This is a genomic window from Caenimonas koreensis DSM 17982 (assembly GCF_009646335.1).
Classification (GTDB): Bacteria; Pseudomonadota; Gammaproteobacteria; order Burkholderiales; family Burkholderiaceae_C; genus Ramlibacter; species Ramlibacter koreensis.
Window position 1 is genome coordinate 12,845 of the sequence record NZ_WJBU01000025.1, and the last position, 14,900, is coordinate 27,744.

Below are 14,900 nucleotides of genomic sequence, written 5' to 3' on the forward strand. Positions count from 1 at the left end.
AGATCTTCAGCTCTGTCCTCAACTGATTAAGTATGCGTTTCATCTTCAAGACCGACTACGGCCAGGACATCGACCTGGTCAAACACAACGGCCAGCGCTTCTGGTACGGCCTGCTCATGGTCGTGCTCGTCGCCGCGCCCTGGGTATTCCCCGAATACTGGCTCGCGCAACTGAACTTCGTGCTCATTTACGCCATCGTCGGCCTGGGGCTGATGCTGCTCGCGGGCTTCACAGGCCTGTTCTCGATCGGGCACGCCGCCTTCCTCGGTGTCGGCGCGTATACCGAGGCCGTGTTCAACAACATGGGCGTTCCATTCCCGATCTCGATTGCACTCGCGGGCCTGTTGTCAGCAGCCGTGGGCGTCATCGTCGGCCTGCCTGCGCTGCGTGTGAAGGGCATCTACCTCGGCATCGCCACGCTGTCATTCGGCTTCATCGTTGAAGAAGTGCTGGCCCGCTGGGAATCAGTCACGGGCGGCAACGCGGGCATCACGGTGAAGAAGCCTGCGATGTTCGGCTGGAGCATCGACTCGGGCACGGGCTTTTATTTCCTGTGCCTCATCATCGCGGTGGTTGCCACACTCGGCATCCTCAACCTGCTGCGCTCGCCCACGGGCCGCGCGTTCGTCGCCATTCGCGATTCTGAAATTTCCGCGCAGAGCATGGGCATCCACCTCGCGCGCTACAAGACGCTGTCGTTCGCTCTGTCGGCGATGCTCGCAGGCATAGGCGGCGCGCTGTATGCACACAAGCTGTCGTTCATCTCGCCCGACCAGTTCAACATCCTGCAGTCGATCGACCTGCTCCTGATGGTGGTGATCGGCGGGCTTGGCTCGGTGCACGGCGCCTTCCTCGGCGCGATCTTCTTGATCTCGATGCCGCAGCTGATCTCGCTCACCAAAGACTACCTGCCCGCAACAATTGGCCAGGCACCCGGCCTGCAAGGCCTTGTGTATGGCGTGGTGCTCATTGCATTCGTGCTTTTCGAGCCGTATGGCCTGTATGGCCGGTGGCTGAAGGTGCGCACGTACCTGCAACTCTTTCCGTTCTACCGCAAAGGGCTCTTCAAGCGGCAAAAGTCCTTCCAGAAATCCGACCGGCTCAAATGACGACCACCTCCACGAACGACATCCTGCTGTCTGCCCGCGACCTGAGCGTGCGCTTTGGCGGCGTGCTGGCCGTCAACAAGGTCAGCTTCGACGTCAAGCGCGGCGAAGTGTTCACGCTCATCGGTCCGAACGGCGCTGGCAAAACCACGGTGTTCAACCTGATCAGCCGCATCTACACGCCCACCACCGGCACGATCGACTACGAAGGCCAGCCGCTCACGCAGCAGCCGCCGCACAAAATCGCGTCGCTCGGCATCGCACGCACGTTCCAGAACATCGAGTTGTTCGAACACGCGACCGTGCTGCAGAACATGCTGATCGGCCGCCACACGCACCGCACCACCAGCCTGCTCGACGACATTCTCTTCACCAAAAAAGCGCGTCAGGCCGAAATCGACGCACGCGAGAAGGCCGAGCGCATCGTTGACTTTCTTGACCTGCAACACCATCGCGATTCCATGGTCGCAGGCCTGCCGTACGGCGTGCGCAAAGTGGTGGAGCTGGCCCGCGCGCTATGCACCGAACCCAAGCTGCTGCTGCTCGACGAGCCGTCTTCAGGCCTGAACGTCGAAGAAACGGAAGACATGGCCTTCTGGATCCAGGACATCCAGCACGAGCTGGGTATCACGGTGTTGATGGTGGAACACGACATGACGCTCGTCTCCAAAGTGTCTGACCGGGTGCTCGCCATGAACCAGGGCGAAGTACTTGCCATGGGCACGCCGCGCGAAGTGCAGAACGACCTCGGCGTGATCGAAGCGTATCTGGGCACGGTAGACGACGTGTCGTCACTGCGGAGGACAGCGGCATGACACAAAATCCTCCCGCCGTGTCTGACACGCCAGTGCTCAAGCTGCTGAACGTCGAGTCGGCCTACGGCCCGATTCGCGCGATACGCGGCGTGTCGCTGCAAGTGCGGCGCGGCGAGATCGCCACCGTGCTGGGCTCGAATGGCGCTGGCAAGACGACAATCTTGAAGACCATCTCCGGCATCATCGACCCGCGCAAGGGCAGCGTCGAGTTCAAGGGCGAGAGCATCACCGCGAAAGACCCGGCTTACATCGTGCAGCAAGGCCTGTCTCACGTACCTGAAGGGCGCGAGGTGTTCCCGCTTCTCTCGGTGCACGACAACCTGCTGATGGGCGCCTACACCCGCAAAGACAAAGACGGCATCGCGCGCGACATGGAGGCGGTGTACACGTACTTCCCGATTCTTCGTGAGCGCGCGCAGCAGGATGCAGGCTTGCTCTCAGGCGGGCAGCAGCAGATGCTGGCCATCTCTCGCTCGATCATGGCCGCGCCCGACCTGATGCTGCTCGACGAGCCGAGCCTGGGCCTGTCGCCCAAGCTCACGAAAGAAATCTTCGAGATCGTCGTTCGCATCAATCGCGAACGCGGCACGACGATTTTGCTGGTGGAGCAGAACGCGAACATGGCGCTCAATGCATCCGACTACGGCTACGTGCTGGAAAACGGCCGCATCGTGATGGAAGACACCTGCGCGCGCCTGCGCGAAAAAGACGACATCAAGGAGTTCTACCTGGGCATGAAGGAAGCCGGCGTGCGCGGCGAGCGCAGGTGGAAGAAAAAGAAGAATTGGAGATAGCGCAATGAGCAACCTGTGGGACCTCTCCAGCATCCAGCCCGAGACACGCGTCGTGCTCGAAGGCGACACGATTGCAGCCATGTACTGGAACGCCGTTGCAGCGCGCGGCCCCAACACCTGGATGCGCCAGAAAAAGCTCGGCATCTGGCGCGCGTGGACATGGGACCAGACGGCCGAGGCCGTGCGCGAGATGGCCGGCGGCCTGATGCATCTGGGCTTCAAGCCCGGCGACACGGCATCGATCCTTTCCAACACGATCATTGAATGGGTGCTGGCCGACATCGCGATCCTGTCGTGTGGCGGCGTGTCGAACGGCATCTACCCGACAGACGCTGCATCGCAGGTGCAATACCTGTGCGAAGACTCGCACACGAGCATCCTGTTTGTGGAAGACGACGAACAGCTCGACAAGGCGCTCGAAGTGCGCGCGCAGTTGCCCGGCATCACGAAGATCGTCGTGTTCGACATGGAAGGCCTGCGCGACCTGAACGACGACGGCGTGATCAGCCTGGCGCAGCTGCGCGAGCTGGGCCGTGCGTACAACGCACAGCAGCCTGGGGAGCTGATGCAACGTGTCAAAGCCGTCAAGCCTGATGACCTGGCGATCCTCGTCTATACATCGGGCACCACCGGCAGACCCAAGGGCGCGATGCACAAGCACAGCGGGCTTGTTTACACCGTGCGCGGCTACAACACGCTGGTAGCGCAAGACGAGCGCGATGAGCGCATGTGCTTCCTGCCGCTGTGCCACATCGCCGAGCGCATGGGCGGCGAATACTTCTCGCTCTACACCGCGTCAAAGCTGAACTTCGTTGAAAACCCCGAGACGGTGCCGGAGAACGTGCGCGAGATTGCGCCGACGGTGTTCACGGCCGTGCCGCGCGTGTGGGAGAAGTTCTATTCAGCCGTGATGATTGCGCTGAAGGAAGCCGGCCCCGTGCAGCAAGCCGCGTATGCGTGGAGCATTGGTGTCGGCACCGAAATCGCCGACAAGGTGCTCGCTGGGCAACCCATCGACAGCTTCCTCAAATTCAAGTTCACGCTGGCACGCCGCCTCGCGCTCGACAACGTGCGCAAGTTAATAGGCATTCATCGTGCGCGCTTTCTCGTGACGGGCGCCGCGCCCATCGCGCCTGACCTGGTGAAGTGGTACCTCGCGCTCGGCGTGCCGATGCTGGAGGTGTGGGGCATGACCGAGTCGTGCGGCGCTGCCACCGGCGTGCCTGCCACGCGCATCAAACCCGGCTCGATTGGCCCGGCAGCGAACTACAACGAGGTGAAGCTCGACCCGGTCACCAAGGAAATCCTGGTGCGCGGCGGCAATGTTTTTGCGGGCTACCTCAACCAGCCCGAAAAAACTGCAGAGACGATCGATGCAGACGGCTGGCTGCACACGGGCGATGTGGGCGAAGTTGATGACGAGGGGTTCTTTCGCATCGTCGATCGCATGAAGGACATCATCATCACTGCTGGCGGCAAGAACGTCACGCCGAGTGAGATCGAGAACGAGTTGAAGTTCTCGCCGTACATCACCGATGCAGTGGTGATCGGCGACAAGCTGCCGTACCTCACGTTGATCGTGATGATCGACCAGGAGAACGTCGAGAAGTTCGCGCAGGACAACGATGTGCCGTTTTCCAACTATGCGAGCCTGACGAAGTCGCCGCAGGTTCAGGAGCTGATCCAGGGCGAGATCGATCGTGTGAACGCCAAGTTTGCGCGCGTCGAGCAGATCAAGAAGTTCTTCCTGCTCGACACACAGCTGTCCGCAGAAGACGAAGAGCTCACGCCCACGATGAAGCTCAAACGCAAGCTGGTCGAGAAGAAGTACGCGCCGCAGATTGAGGCGATGTACCGGTAGGCAAGAGGCGGGATAACACCCTTGACACCCCCCACCAGCCCGCAAGAATCATCCGCACGCAGACCCCTACACAAGGAGCCAACATGAAAACCAGACACACCGTCGCACTCGCAGCACTTGCGCTGGCGTCCACACTAGCCGCAGCACAACAGCAGGGCGTGAGCAAGACAGAAATCCTCGTCGGCACGATCCAGGACTTGTCGGGCCCGCTCGCAGGCTACGGCAAGCAGGCGCGCAATGGCATGCAGCTTCGCATCGACGAGCTGAACGAGCAGCAAGGCAACATCAACGGCCGCAAGATCCGCCTCATCGCAGAAGACGACGGCTACGACCCGAAGAAGGCTGTGCTCGCAGCGCAGAAACTGGTCAACCAGGACAAGGTGTTCATCATCGCCGGCCACCTGGGCACGGCGCAGAACATGGCCGCCATGCCGGTGCAGTTTGAAAAGAACATCGTCAACCTGTTCCCGATCACGGCAGCGCGCGAAATGTACGAGCCGCTCAACCGCCTGAAGTATTCGTTCGCGGCCACGTACTACGACCAGATCCGCATCGCGCTGCCCAAGCTCGTGAAGGAAAAGAACGCCAAGAAGATCTGCACGATCTACCAGGACGATGACTTCGGCCTCGAAGTGCTGCGCGGCGCAGAAGCCGGCGCGAAGTCCATGAACATGGAGCTGGCCGAAAAAACCAGCTACAAGCGCGGCGCCACCGACTTCTCGTCGCAAGTCGCGAAGATGAAAGCCTCGGGCTGCGACATGGTCGTGCTGGGCACCATCATCCGCGAGACGATCGGCACCGTGGCTGAGTCGCGCAAGACCGGCTTCAACCCGACGTTCCTCGGCTCCAGCGCTGTGTACACCGACCTGATCCACAAGCTCGGCGGCAAGCCCATGGATGGCATCTACGCCACGATGACCGTGCAGAACCCCTACCTTGATGAAGCCTCGCAGCCGATCCGCTTCTGGGCCAACAAGTACAAGACCAAGTACAACGAAGACCCGACCGTGTTCTCCGTGTATGGCTACTCGATCATGGACCAGTTCATCCAGGCCGCGAAGAAGGCTGGCCCCAACCTCACGACCGACACCTTCATCAAGGCGATGGACACGATGACGTTCGAGCCCGACATGTTCGGCAGCCCCAAGAGCAGCTACACCGCCACCAAGCGCCTGGGCAACGATTTGTCGCGCTTGTCGCAGATCACCGATGGCAAGTGGAAGGTCGTGTCCGACTACGTCAAGCCCACGCCGTGACCTGAATTCACTGCATGCAAAAAGGCCGGCCATGACGCCGGCCCTTTTTTTTGCTGCACTGTGAACGCGTGCCATGGGGTAACCTCGCCCACGTGAGCAACCCCAACTCCACATTCGAAGACAAGGCGTTCCTGTGGCTGGTCATGGCCGTCACGGTGCTGTTCGCCGTGATCCTGTACCCGCTCTCGGGGGCGGTGTCCTGGGCCGTGTTCCTGGCCATTGTGTTTTCGTCGCTGCAAGAGCGCTCGGTGGCCGTTTGCCGCGGGCGCCGTGGGTGGGCGGCGCTGAGCACGCTGCTCATCATTGTGGTGAGCGTGATGCTGCCCATGGCATTGCTCACCGTATCCATCAGCCATGAAGCGAGCGCCGCCTACGACCGCTTCAAGACAGGCGAGTTGTCGCTGGCGCAGTATTTCCAGCAAGCCATTGATGCGCTGCCCGTGTGGATGCGCGCGTTGCTCGACCGCTTCCACCTTGAAGACCTGGCAGCTTTGCAGAAAAAACTGGTGGACACACTGGGCAAGAGTGGCGACGCGCTCACGGCCGGCGCCTTCTCCATCGGGCAGAACACACTCGACTTCTTCGTCAATTTTTTCGTGATGCTGTACGTGCTGTACTTCCTGCTGCGCGATGGGCGCGAACTGGCAGCGAGTGCGGCGCGCAGGCTGCCCCTGCGCGAAGAACACACAACGCGCCTGTTCAAGCAGTTCTCCACTGTCGTGCGCGCCACCGTCAAAGGCAATGTCGTCGTTGCGCTGGTGCAAGGCGCGCTCGGCGGCGTTGCATTCTGGGTGCTGGGCCTCACAGGCCCGCTGCTGTGGGGCGCGCTGATGGCACTGCTGTCGTTGCTGCCCGCAGTGGGCGCTGCGCTGGTGTGGGGCCCGGCTGCGCTGTTCATGCTTGCCAACGGAATGATCTGGCAGGCCATCGCACTGGTCGCCTGGGGCGTGCTCGTGATAGGCCTGGTGGACAACGTGTTGCGGCCCGTACTTGTCGGCAAGGAAACGCGCATGCCCGACTACCTGGTGCTGATTGCCACCCTCGGCGGCATTGCAGTGTTTGGCCTCAACGGCTTCGTGATCGGGCCGGTGATCGCCGCGATGTTCATCTCGGCATGGGACATCTTTTCAGAAACGCGCACAGCCAGCCGGTTACCTGAAACCGCTGCGCCTTCACGAGACGATGTAAGCCCCTGAGCCGGCAGACATCAGCTTGCCGTCTGCCCCATAAAACTCCATGCGCGTCGATGCCACGCGCGAGCCCAGCCGCATCACCGAAGCCTTCATCTCGAAATACTCGCCTATAGCAGGCCGCAGGTAGTCGATGCGCAAGTCGATCGTGCCGAGCTTGCCAAAGCGCTGCAGGCGCTGCGACGGCGGCTCATCCATGTGCCGCGCGCCAATGGCGGCCATCACCGCCAGGCCACCCAGCGCGTCAAGCGTCGCGCTGATCACGCCGCCGTGCAGGCGGTTGTGTGTGTAGTGGCCGACGAGCTCGTTCTTCATCTCGATGCGGCCCGCCACCTCCTCGGGCCGCAGGCTCGTGATCTTCAGGCCCAGCACGCGGTTGAAGACGATCTTGTTCTCGAAGATGTCGCGCAGCCCATCGACGAATGGCGACTCGAACTCAACAGCATCGCTTTTGTTTTTCATAGTCCCAATTGTCGTGCGGCCAGGTCCTTCATGATCTCTTCGGCGCCGCCGCCGATCATCATCACCTTCACTTCGCGATAGATACGCTCGCTCTTTGTGCCGCGCATGAAGCCCATGCCGCCCAGCGTTTGCACGGCAGCATCCGCGCAGAACTGCATGGTTTGCGTGGAATGGTTCTTCAGCATGCAGACCTGCGCCACGCAATCGGGGTCAGATTCCAATTTCCCCGCGTCGGCAAGCCGCGCAACCGCGTCGAGCCATGCAGCAGTCGATGCAATTCGCATCTGCATGTCAACCAGCTTGTGCCACACCACCTGCTTTTCGACCAGCGCGCTGCCGAATGTCTTGCGCTGACGCGACCAGTCAAGTGCTTCGTCAAAGCAGGCCTGCGCAAAGCCCAGCGCCATCGCTGACATGCCCAGGCGCTCGCCGTTGAAGTTGCTCATGATCATGCGAAAGCCCGCGCCTTCTTCACCGACGAGGTAGCGGGCCGGAACGCGGACGTTGTCCATGCGCAGGTGGCCCGTGTCGGAACACCACCAGCCCATCTTCTCGAGCCTGGTGCGTGTCAGGCCAATGGCATCGCCCGGCACAACGATCATCGATATGCCGCTCGCGCCCTTCAAACCTGCATCACCCGTGCGAACCGCCATCGTGATCCAGTCGGCGCGCATGCCCGAGGTGATGAATGTCTTTTCGCCGTTGATGATGTAGTCGCCACCGTCGCGCCGGGCCGTGGTGCGCAGTGCCGCCACGTCAGAGCCGCCGCCGGGTTCGGTGATGGCCAGTGCGGCGATCTTCTCGCCACGAATCACATCGGGTGCAATCTCCATCTGCAATTCGCGCGTGCCGTGGCGCACGACAGGCGGCAAGCCGATGTTGATCGAGAACAGGCTTGCCATCAGGCCGCCGCTGCCGCCATAGCGCGCCATCGTTGTGGACATGGCGTTGCGTAGCGCGAAGGATGCGGGCGTTCCGCCGAGCTCTTCCGGATAACCCAGGCCTAGCAAGCCGATGGCCGCCGCTTCCCGGTAAACACTGCGCGGAAACTCGCCCGCCTCGTCCCACTTCGAGATGTCGGGCGCGATGCGTTCGAGCGTGAATCGCTTCACCAGGTCGGCGATGCTGGCGACGTCTTCTTCGATCGCGTGCATCATGCGGCGGCCTCGAACGTGACAAGCACTTGTGCAGTAGCGGCCTGCTGGCCGACTTCGACGGCAACGCTTTTGACGATGCCGTCACGCGACGCGGCCAGCGCATGCTCGAGCTTCATCGACTCGAGCACGAGCAGCGTGTCGCCACGCGCGACTTGTTGGCCCACCGCCGCCTTGATCGCGATCACCTTGCCGTTGAACGGCGCGCGAAGCTCATTGCCTGCCGACGCTGCACCTGCGCCGCCGGGCGGGTCGAACGACGCGTCTTCCACAACGAGATCGATGCCTGCCGCCTGCACATGCCACGCGCCCGTCGGCAAGCGAACACTGCTCGCGCGAATCGGGTCCACGCTGGCCGCCTCCACGCGCGCTGCAATGGTGGTGCCGCGATGGCGCAGCACCACAGGCCGCGGGAAAGGGCACGCCAGCTGCACGTCGCGCGCAGGCGCGCCATACAACGCAGCGAGCCCTGCCGGCAACGCCAGCTGCCGCTCGCGCGCTTCCAGACCGCCGCGAATCTCCGCTGCGTGGCCCGCAAGAAATGCAATGGTGGCGTCACCCGCCGCAAACTGCGGATGGCGCAGGCACGCAGCAAGAAACTGCCGGTTGGTCGCCAGGCCCAACACCTCGATGCGGTCCAGTGCGCCAGCGAGTTGCGCCACCGCTTCTGCACGAGTGGCCGCGTGGGCAATCACTTTGCCGAGCATCGAGTCGTAATAAGGGCTGACGTACGCACCCGGTTCAATCGCGTGATCAAAGCGCAGGCCCGAACCATCCACAAAGTGCGCCACCACACCCGAGTGCGGCACAAATGATTCATCCTCCGCGCACAAGCGCACCTCGATCGAGTGGCCGCTGAACTTCACCTCGTCCTGCATCAGCGGCAGTGCCTCGCCCTGCGCCACGCGCAACTGCCACTCGACCAGGTCAAGGCCCGTGACCATCTCCGTCACCGGATGCTCCACCTGCAGTCGCGTGTTCATCTCCATCAGGAAGAACTCACCGTCCTGCAACAGGAACTCCACCGTGCCTGCGCCCACATAGCCCGCCGCCTTCGCGAGATTGACGGCGCACTGGCCCATGCGCTCGCGCAAGGCTGCATCAACCGCGGGGCTGGGCGTCTCTTCAATAAGCTTCTGGTGGCGCCGCTGCACAGAGCAATCACGCTCACCTAAATGAATGCAGTTGCCCTGCGAGTCGGCAAAGACCTGCACCTCAACATGGCGCGGATTCAACAGCGCGCGCTCCAGCAGCAACTCGCCCGAGCCGAATGCTGACTGCGCTTCAGTGCGCGCACTCGACACAGCATCTTGCAGCTGCGCGGCATGCATCACGAGCCGCATGCCGCGGCCACCACCGCCCGCAGCCGCTTTGACCATCACGGGATAGCCAATGCGTTGCGCCTCCAAAGCAAACCGCGCGTCCGACTGGTCTTCGCCCCAATAGCCGGGCAGGCACGGCACACCTTGCAGCTGCGCAATCTGTTTGACTGACGACTTGCTGCCCAACGCGCGAATCGCAGAAGGCGGCGGCCCGACCCACGTCAGGCCCGCATCAATCACCGCCTGCGCAAAATCCGCGTTCTCGCTGAGAAAGCCGTAGCCAGGGTGGATCGCATCTGCGCCGGTCTGCTTTGCCGCGTCCAGCAACTTGTCGACACGCAAGTACGAATCCGCAGACGTCAGCCCGCCGATGCCCAAAGCCACCGTGGCCTCGCGCACATGCATCGCATTTCGATCTGCGTCGGAGAACACAGCTGCGGTCTGCACACCCATGCGATGCGCCGTGCGAAGAATTCGCCGCGCGATCTCGCCGCGATTGGCAACGAGCAGCCTGCCGATGCGCAAAGGCTGCGTCATTGCGGCATCGGCCTTTTCGCGATGCCCATCAGGCGCGACAGGATCTGCAGCATCACTTCATCCGCGCCGCCGCCGATGGAGCCCAGGCGCCCGTCGCGATACATGCGCGAGACCTTGTTCTCCCACGTGAAGCCCATGCCGCCCCAGAACTGCAGGCAGGTGTCCGGCACGATCCTGTTCAGTCGGCCAGCCTTCAGCTTTGCCATCGACGCCAGCTCCAGCACATCCTGCCCCTGCACATACAGGTCAACAGCGCGATAGGTCAGCGCGCGCAGGCACTCCACCTCTGTCTTCAACTCGGCCAGCTTGAACTGAACCCATTGCTGGTCGGCGAGTGACGAGCCGAACAGCTTGCGCTCCTGTGCCCAGTCAATCGTCCACTGGATGCAGTTGGTGAGCGACTGCAGGCAGCTCGACGCAGCCCACAGCCGCTCTTCCTGGAACTGCTGCATCTGGTAGATGAAGCCCTGGCCTTCATTGCCGATGCGATAGCGCTGCGGCACACGCACTTCATCGAAATAGATCAGGCCCGTGTCCGACGAGTTCATGCCGATCTTGCGGATCTTCTGCGCCACCTCGATGCCTTTGGTGAGCTTGCCGTTCGGCCCGTCGCGCATCGGCACGATCACGAGCGACTTGTTCTTGTGCGCCGGGCCATCGCCTGTGTTCACCAGCATGCACATCCAGTCCGCCTGCAGGCTGTTGGTGATCCACATCTTCTGGCCAGTGATCACGTAGTCGTCGCCGTCTTTCACGGCGCGGCTCTTGATGCTCGCCACATCGCTGCCGGCAGCCGGCTCGCTCACGCCGATACACGCCACCATCTCGCCGGCAATCGCGGGCGCGAGGAACTGCCGCTTGAGCTCGTCGCTGCCAAAGCGTGCGAGTGCGGGCGTTGCCATGTCGGTCTGCACGCCAATGGCCATCGGCACGCCGCCGCAGTCGATGTGGCCAAGCGCTTCGGCCATGGCAGCGGAATACGAATAGTCCAGCCCTGCGCCGCCGTATTCCTCCGGCTTGGTCAGGCCGAGCAGCCCCAGTTCACCCAGGCGCTTGAACACCTGGTGCGCAGGGAACGTCTGCGCCTCCTCCCATTCATCGACATGCGGATTGATCTCGTCGTCAATGAAACGCTTGAGGGTTTTCTGGATCTCGTGGTGTTCGTGGGTGAGGTTCATGTTCTCTCTTGTGCGTGTATGTCTTGTATTGGCCTACATCCTTGCCACGCCGAACTGCATCGGATGGAGCTGCTTGTTGTCCGCCTCTGCGCACATCGCGAGGCATTGCGCCAGCACGGCGCGCGTGTCACGCGGGTCGATCACGCCGTCGTCGAGCAGCAGGCCCGACGTGTAGAACGCGTCGGCCTGCGACTCGAACACGGCGACGATCTGGTCGAACTGCTGCCTGGCCTTGTCAGCATCCGGTGTGATGCCTTTACGCGCGAGGGCGGCGTCCGTCACGATCTGCATCGTGCGCGCCGCCTGCTCGCCGCCCATCACAGCCGTCTTCGCGCTGGGCCAGCTGAAAAGAAAGCGCGGCGCATAACCGCGGCCACACATGCCGTAGTTGCCCGCGCCGAACGATGCGCCGCACTGGATGGTGATCTGCGGCACCGTGGCGTTGGTCACGGCCTGGATCATCTTGCTGCCGTGCTTGATCATGCCGCCTTGCTCGCTCTCCTTGCCCACCATGTAGCCCGTGGTGTTCTGCAAGTACAGGATAGGGTGGCCGAGCTGGCACATCAGCTGGATGAAGTGCGTGGCCTTGTTGGCACCGGCTACATCGATGGGGCCGTTGTTCGTGATGATGCCAATCGCATGGCCTTCGATGCGCGCCTGCATGCACACCGTGGCGGCGCCGTAGAGCGGCTTGAAGTCAAGAAGGTCCGAGTCGTCCACGATGCGCGCGACGATCTCGCGCATGTCGATGGGTTCGCGCAGCGTGGCCGGGATGAGCGTGAGCAATTCTTCGCGGTCGTAGCGGGGGGCCGCACCTGTGCTGGTCGCGCTGCGCGTCCATCCCAGTTGCCCCACCACCTCCCGCGCGATGCCAAGCGCCTGCCGGTCATCCTCAGCCAGGTACTCGCCCAGCCCTGACAGCGTGGTGTGCATCTCTGCGCCGCCCAGCTCCTCTTCTGTCGCCACCTCACCGGTCGCGGCCATCAACAACGGCGGCCCCGCCAGAAACGCACGCGAGCGATTGCGCACCATCACCACCACATCACTCAGCCCCGGCATGTAAGCGCCGCCTGCCGTGCCTGAGCCGTGCTGCACCGTGATGACCGGAATGCCCGCTGCCGACAGGCGCGCAAGATTGCGGAACAGCGCGCCACCGTGCACGAAGCCTTCCACGCGATAGCGCATGAGGTTGGCGCCTGCGCTCTCCACCAGATGCAGGAAGGGCAGCTTGTTCTGCAGGGCGATGTCCTGCACGCGCAGGATTTTCTCCAGGCCCATTGCCTGGATAGCGCCCGCCTCGATGCCCGAGTCGCTCGCCACCACCATGCACCGCACGCCATTCACGAACCCGATGCCCGCCACGATGCCGCCGCCGGGCACGGACTGCGCCGGGTCCTTCACGTCCTGCATGAAGCCCGCGATCGAGCACAGCGGCAGATAAGGCGTGCCCGCATCGAGCAGCAGCGCCACGCGCTCGCGCGGCAGCAGCTGGCCGCGCTTGTCGAACACGGGCTTGGATTTCGCGGAAGCCTGTGCTGCGCGTTCTTCAAGCGCACGCATCTGCGCGATGCGCGCAAGCATGGCCTCGCGGCGCTGCTGCGCCAGCGCACCTTGTGCGTTCCATGACGATGCAAACACACTCATTTCTGGAACACCTTCGGCACCGTGGCGCGATGAAAACCGTTGAAAGGCTTGACGGCATCGCGCTGCATCGCGTCGTTGCCGGGCATCTGCATCGGCCAGCCCATACGCACTTGCGGCCGCGCGCCATCGACACGCAGCACGCTACCGCTGATAAACGCTGCGGCAGGGCTCAACAGGAATACGGCTGCTGCCGACGCCTCTGCTTCCGTGCCGAAGCGGCCCAGCGGCACCGTCTTGCCCATCTCGCGCAGCATCGGCCCCGCTTCGGGCGGATAGTGGTCCATGCCGCTCGATGCGATGTAGCCCGGCGCCACCGCATTCACGCGCACGCCGCTGCGCGCCCATTCAGCAGCTGCTGTTTCGGTGAAGCTCACCATGCCCGCGCGCGCCGCGCCGCTGTGCCCCATGTTGGGCATCGAGCCCCACATGTCGGCCACGATATTCACGACAGCGCCGCCGTGCTGCTGCATGGATTGCACGTAGCACTCGCGCGCCAGCAAAAACCCGCCCGTGAGGTTGGTGTCGATCACCGCCTGCCAGCCCTTGGCGCTGATCTTTTCCAGCGGCGATATGAATTGCCCGCCTGCGTTGTTCACCAGCGCGTCGATGCGCCCGTGCACGGCGATGATCGCCTGCACCGTGTTCTTCACCGCTTCTTCATTGCGGATGTCGCACGAATGAAAGCTCGCACGTCCACCGTCGCCCACGATCTCGCCGCACACGTCGACCAGCTTGTCGAGGTTGCGGCCAATTACCACGACGTGAGCACCGAGCGCCGCCAGCTCATGTGCGATGCAGCGGCCAATGCCCGAGCCACCGCCCGTGACAACGGCGACCTTGCCTTGAAAGAGGTGAGGCGCAAAAACAGACTCGTAGCGATCGCTCATGACGTCCCCGTGAAAAGTTGCATGGCCTGTTCAGTCAGCTCATCCAGCGAAGCGCCCTTGCGCCTGTCGAACCACTGCACCGACCAGTTGAGCGCGCCGAAGATCAGCAGGCGGGCGATCTTCACGTCGGCCTTGAGCAGGCCGCCCTCGCGCAGCGACTCGAGCACCGGAATCCAGGGCGCCTCGTACTCGCCCTGCAGGTGGGCCAGTGCTGCGCGCTGGCTGCGCGTGATTGACCGCGCCTCGTACAGCATCACTGGAATGAAGTCGTTGCCGTGGCCCAGAAGAATGTCGAAGTGGTTGCGGATCAGGGCACGCAACTGCGCAACTGGGGCGAGGCCGCGACTGCTGCCCGCACCGGGGCACGCTGCTTGCTGCATGGCCGCCGCCTGCTTGCTGATGGCGCTGCGCATCCCCTCATCCATCACGGCGTACAGCAGGGCTTGCTTGCTCTCGAAGTGATAGAACGGCGAGCCGCTTCGCATGCCAGTGGCAGCCGCGATGTCCCGGGTGCTGGTGCCGCCAAAACCCTTGCGCCTGAACAGCCTGGCCGCCGAGCGCAGCAGCTCGCCGCGGCGGTTGCCGTCGCCCCGGTCTTCGTCGCTCTTGCGCGGCCGGCCGCGCGGGCGCTTTTGCAAGGCAGGCAACGTGTGCTCAGCAGTCATGTCCATCGGCATCACGATAGCAAAGCCGA

13 protein-coding genes are annotated in these 14,900 nt (G+C 62.9%); 6 read left to right on the forward strand and 7 right to left on the reverse strand.

From position 1 onward, the window contains the following. Positions 1-32: 32 nt before the first annotated feature. The 6 genes from GHT07_RS19460 to GHT07_RS19485 all read left to right on the forward strand — a co-directional run bounded on the left by GHT07_RS19460 (position 33) and on the right by GHT07_RS19485 (position 7,028). Positions 33-1,109 (forward strand): branched-chain amino acid ABC transporter permease, encoded by a 1,077-nt coding sequence (locus tag GHT07_RS19460; protein ID WP_153586771.1) that lies wholly within the window; start codon positions 33-35, stop codon positions 1,107-1,109. After that, positions 1,106-1,921, forward strand: coding sequence for an ABC transporter ATP-binding protein (locus tag GHT07_RS19465; RefSeq protein WP_153586772.1), 816 nt, complete (start codon positions 1,106-1,108; stop codon positions 1,919-1,921). The genes GHT07_RS19460 and GHT07_RS19465 overlap by 4 nt, the downstream gene beginning before the upstream one ends. Continuing rightward, positions 1,918-2,715, forward strand: a complete 798-nt coding sequence (locus GHT07_RS19470; RefSeq protein WP_153586773.1) for an ABC transporter ATP-binding protein — start codon at positions 1,918-1,920, stop codon at positions 2,713-2,715. The genes GHT07_RS19465 and GHT07_RS19470 overlap by 4 nt, the downstream gene beginning before the upstream one ends. Before the next feature lie 4 nt (positions 2,716-2,719). Continuing rightward, positions 2,720-4,576 carry an AMP-dependent synthetase/ligase gene (locus GHT07_RS19475; protein ID WP_153586774.1) on the forward strand — a complete coding sequence of 619 codons (1,857 nt, stop codon included), beginning with the start codon at positions 2,720-2,722 and terminating at the stop codon, positions 4,574-4,576. 83 nt (positions 4,577-4,659) lie between these two features. Beyond that, a complete protein-coding gene (locus tag GHT07_RS19480; RefSeq protein WP_153586775.1) occupies positions 4,660-5,832 on the forward strand; it encodes an ABC transporter substrate-binding protein in 1,173 nt (390 codons plus the stop codon). 92 nt (positions 5,833-5,924) lie between these two features. Continuing rightward, positions 5,925-7,028, forward strand: coding sequence for an AI-2E family transporter (locus GHT07_RS19485; protein WP_323741025.1), 1,104 nt, complete (start codon positions 5,925-5,927; stop codon positions 7,026-7,028). Here GHT07_RS19485 and GHT07_RS19490 read toward each other — a convergent pair. Genes GHT07_RS19490 through GHT07_RS19520 form a run of 7 tightly spaced genes read right to left on the reverse strand, consistent with a single transcriptional unit; the run spans position 7,005 to position 14,883 of the window. Next, a complete protein-coding gene (locus GHT07_RS19490) occupies positions 7,005-7,484 on the reverse strand; it encodes a thioesterase family protein (protein ID WP_153586776.1) in 480 nt (159 codons plus the stop codon). The two genes, GHT07_RS19485 and GHT07_RS19490, sit on opposite strands and share 24 nt — an antisense overlap. Next, positions 7,481-8,641 carry an acyl-CoA dehydrogenase family protein gene (locus GHT07_RS19495; protein WP_153586777.1) on the reverse strand — a complete coding sequence of 387 codons (1,161 nt, stop codon included), beginning with the start codon at positions 8,639-8,641 and terminating at the stop codon, positions 7,481-7,483. Before GHT07_RS19495 ends, GHT07_RS19490 begins: the two co-directional genes overlap by 4 nt. Then, positions 8,638-10,479 carry an acetyl/propionyl/methylcrotonyl-CoA carboxylase subunit alpha gene (locus GHT07_RS19500; protein ID WP_407646668.1) on the reverse strand — a complete coding sequence of 614 codons (1,842 nt, stop codon included), beginning with the start codon at positions 10,477-10,479 and terminating at the stop codon, positions 8,638-8,640. The genes GHT07_RS19495 and GHT07_RS19500 overlap by 4 nt, the downstream gene beginning before the upstream one ends. Positions 10,480-10,493: 14 nt before the next feature. After that, the gene (locus GHT07_RS19505) at positions 10,494-11,675 is read right to left on the reverse strand and encodes an acyl-CoA dehydrogenase family protein (protein WP_153586779.1); all 1,182 of its coding nucleotides are present in this window, start codon (positions 11,673-11,675) and stop codon (positions 10,494-10,496) included. Positions 11,676-11,708: 33 nt separating this feature from the next. Next, positions 11,709-13,319 (reverse strand): acyl-CoA carboxylase subunit beta, encoded by a 1,611-nt coding sequence (locus tag GHT07_RS19510; RefSeq protein WP_153586780.1) that lies wholly within the window; start codon positions 13,317-13,319, stop codon positions 11,709-11,711. Beyond that, complete coding sequence (locus tag GHT07_RS19515; protein ID WP_153586781.1) at positions 13,316-14,206, reverse strand: SDR family oxidoreductase; 891 nt, start codon at positions 14,204-14,206, stop codon at positions 13,316-13,318. The genes GHT07_RS19510 and GHT07_RS19515 overlap by 4 nt, the downstream gene beginning before the upstream one ends. Then, complete coding sequence (locus tag GHT07_RS19520) at positions 14,203-14,883, reverse strand: TetR/AcrR family transcriptional regulator (protein ID WP_153586816.1); 681 nt, start codon at positions 14,881-14,883, stop codon at positions 14,203-14,205. The genes GHT07_RS19515 and GHT07_RS19520 overlap by 4 nt, the downstream gene beginning before the upstream one ends. Positions 14,884-14,900 lie beyond the last annotated feature (17 nt).

Bases quoted from the DNA above. Each gene is read 5' to 3' on its own strand.
- GHT07_RS19460 (WP_153586771.1), top strand. From the start codon at position 33: ATGCGTTTCATCTTCAAGACCGACTACGGCCAGGACATCGACCTGGTC.
- GHT07_RS19465 (WP_153586772.1), top strand. From the start codon at position 1,106: ATGACGACCACCTCCACGAACGACATCCTGCTGTCTGCCCGCGACCTG.
- GHT07_RS19470 (WP_153586773.1), top strand. From the start codon at position 1,918: ATGACACAAAATCCTCCCGCCGTGTCTGACACGCCAGTGCTCAAGCTG.
- GHT07_RS19475 (WP_153586774.1), top strand. From the start codon at position 2,720: ATGAGCAACCTGTGGGACCTCTCCAGCATCCAGCCCGAGACACGCGTC.
- GHT07_RS19480 (WP_153586775.1), top strand. From the start codon at position 4,660: ATGAAAACCAGACACACCGTCGCACTCGCAGCACTTGCGCTGGCGTCC.
- GHT07_RS19490 (WP_153586776.1), bottom strand. From the start codon at position 7,484: ATGAAAAACAAAAGCGATGCTGTTGAGTTCGAGTCGCCATTCGTCGAT.
- GHT07_RS19495 (WP_153586777.1), bottom strand. From the start codon at position 8,641: ATGATGCACGCGATCGAAGAAGACGTCGCCAGCATCGCCGACCTGGTG.
- GHT07_RS19505 (WP_153586779.1), bottom strand. From the start codon at position 11,675: ATGAACCTCACCCACGAACACCACGAGATCCAGAAAACCCTCAAGCGT.
- GHT07_RS19510 (WP_153586780.1), bottom strand. From the start codon at position 13,319: ATGAGTGTGTTTGCATCGTCATGGAACGCACAAGGTGCGCTGGCGCAG.
- GHT07_RS19515 (WP_153586781.1), bottom strand. From the start codon at position 14,206: ATGAGCGATCGCTACGAGTCTGTTTTTGCGCCTCACCTCTTTCAAGGC.
- GHT07_RS19520 (WP_153586816.1), bottom strand. From the start codon at position 14,883: ATGCCGATGGACATGACTGCTGAGCACACGTTGCCTGCCTTGCAAAAG.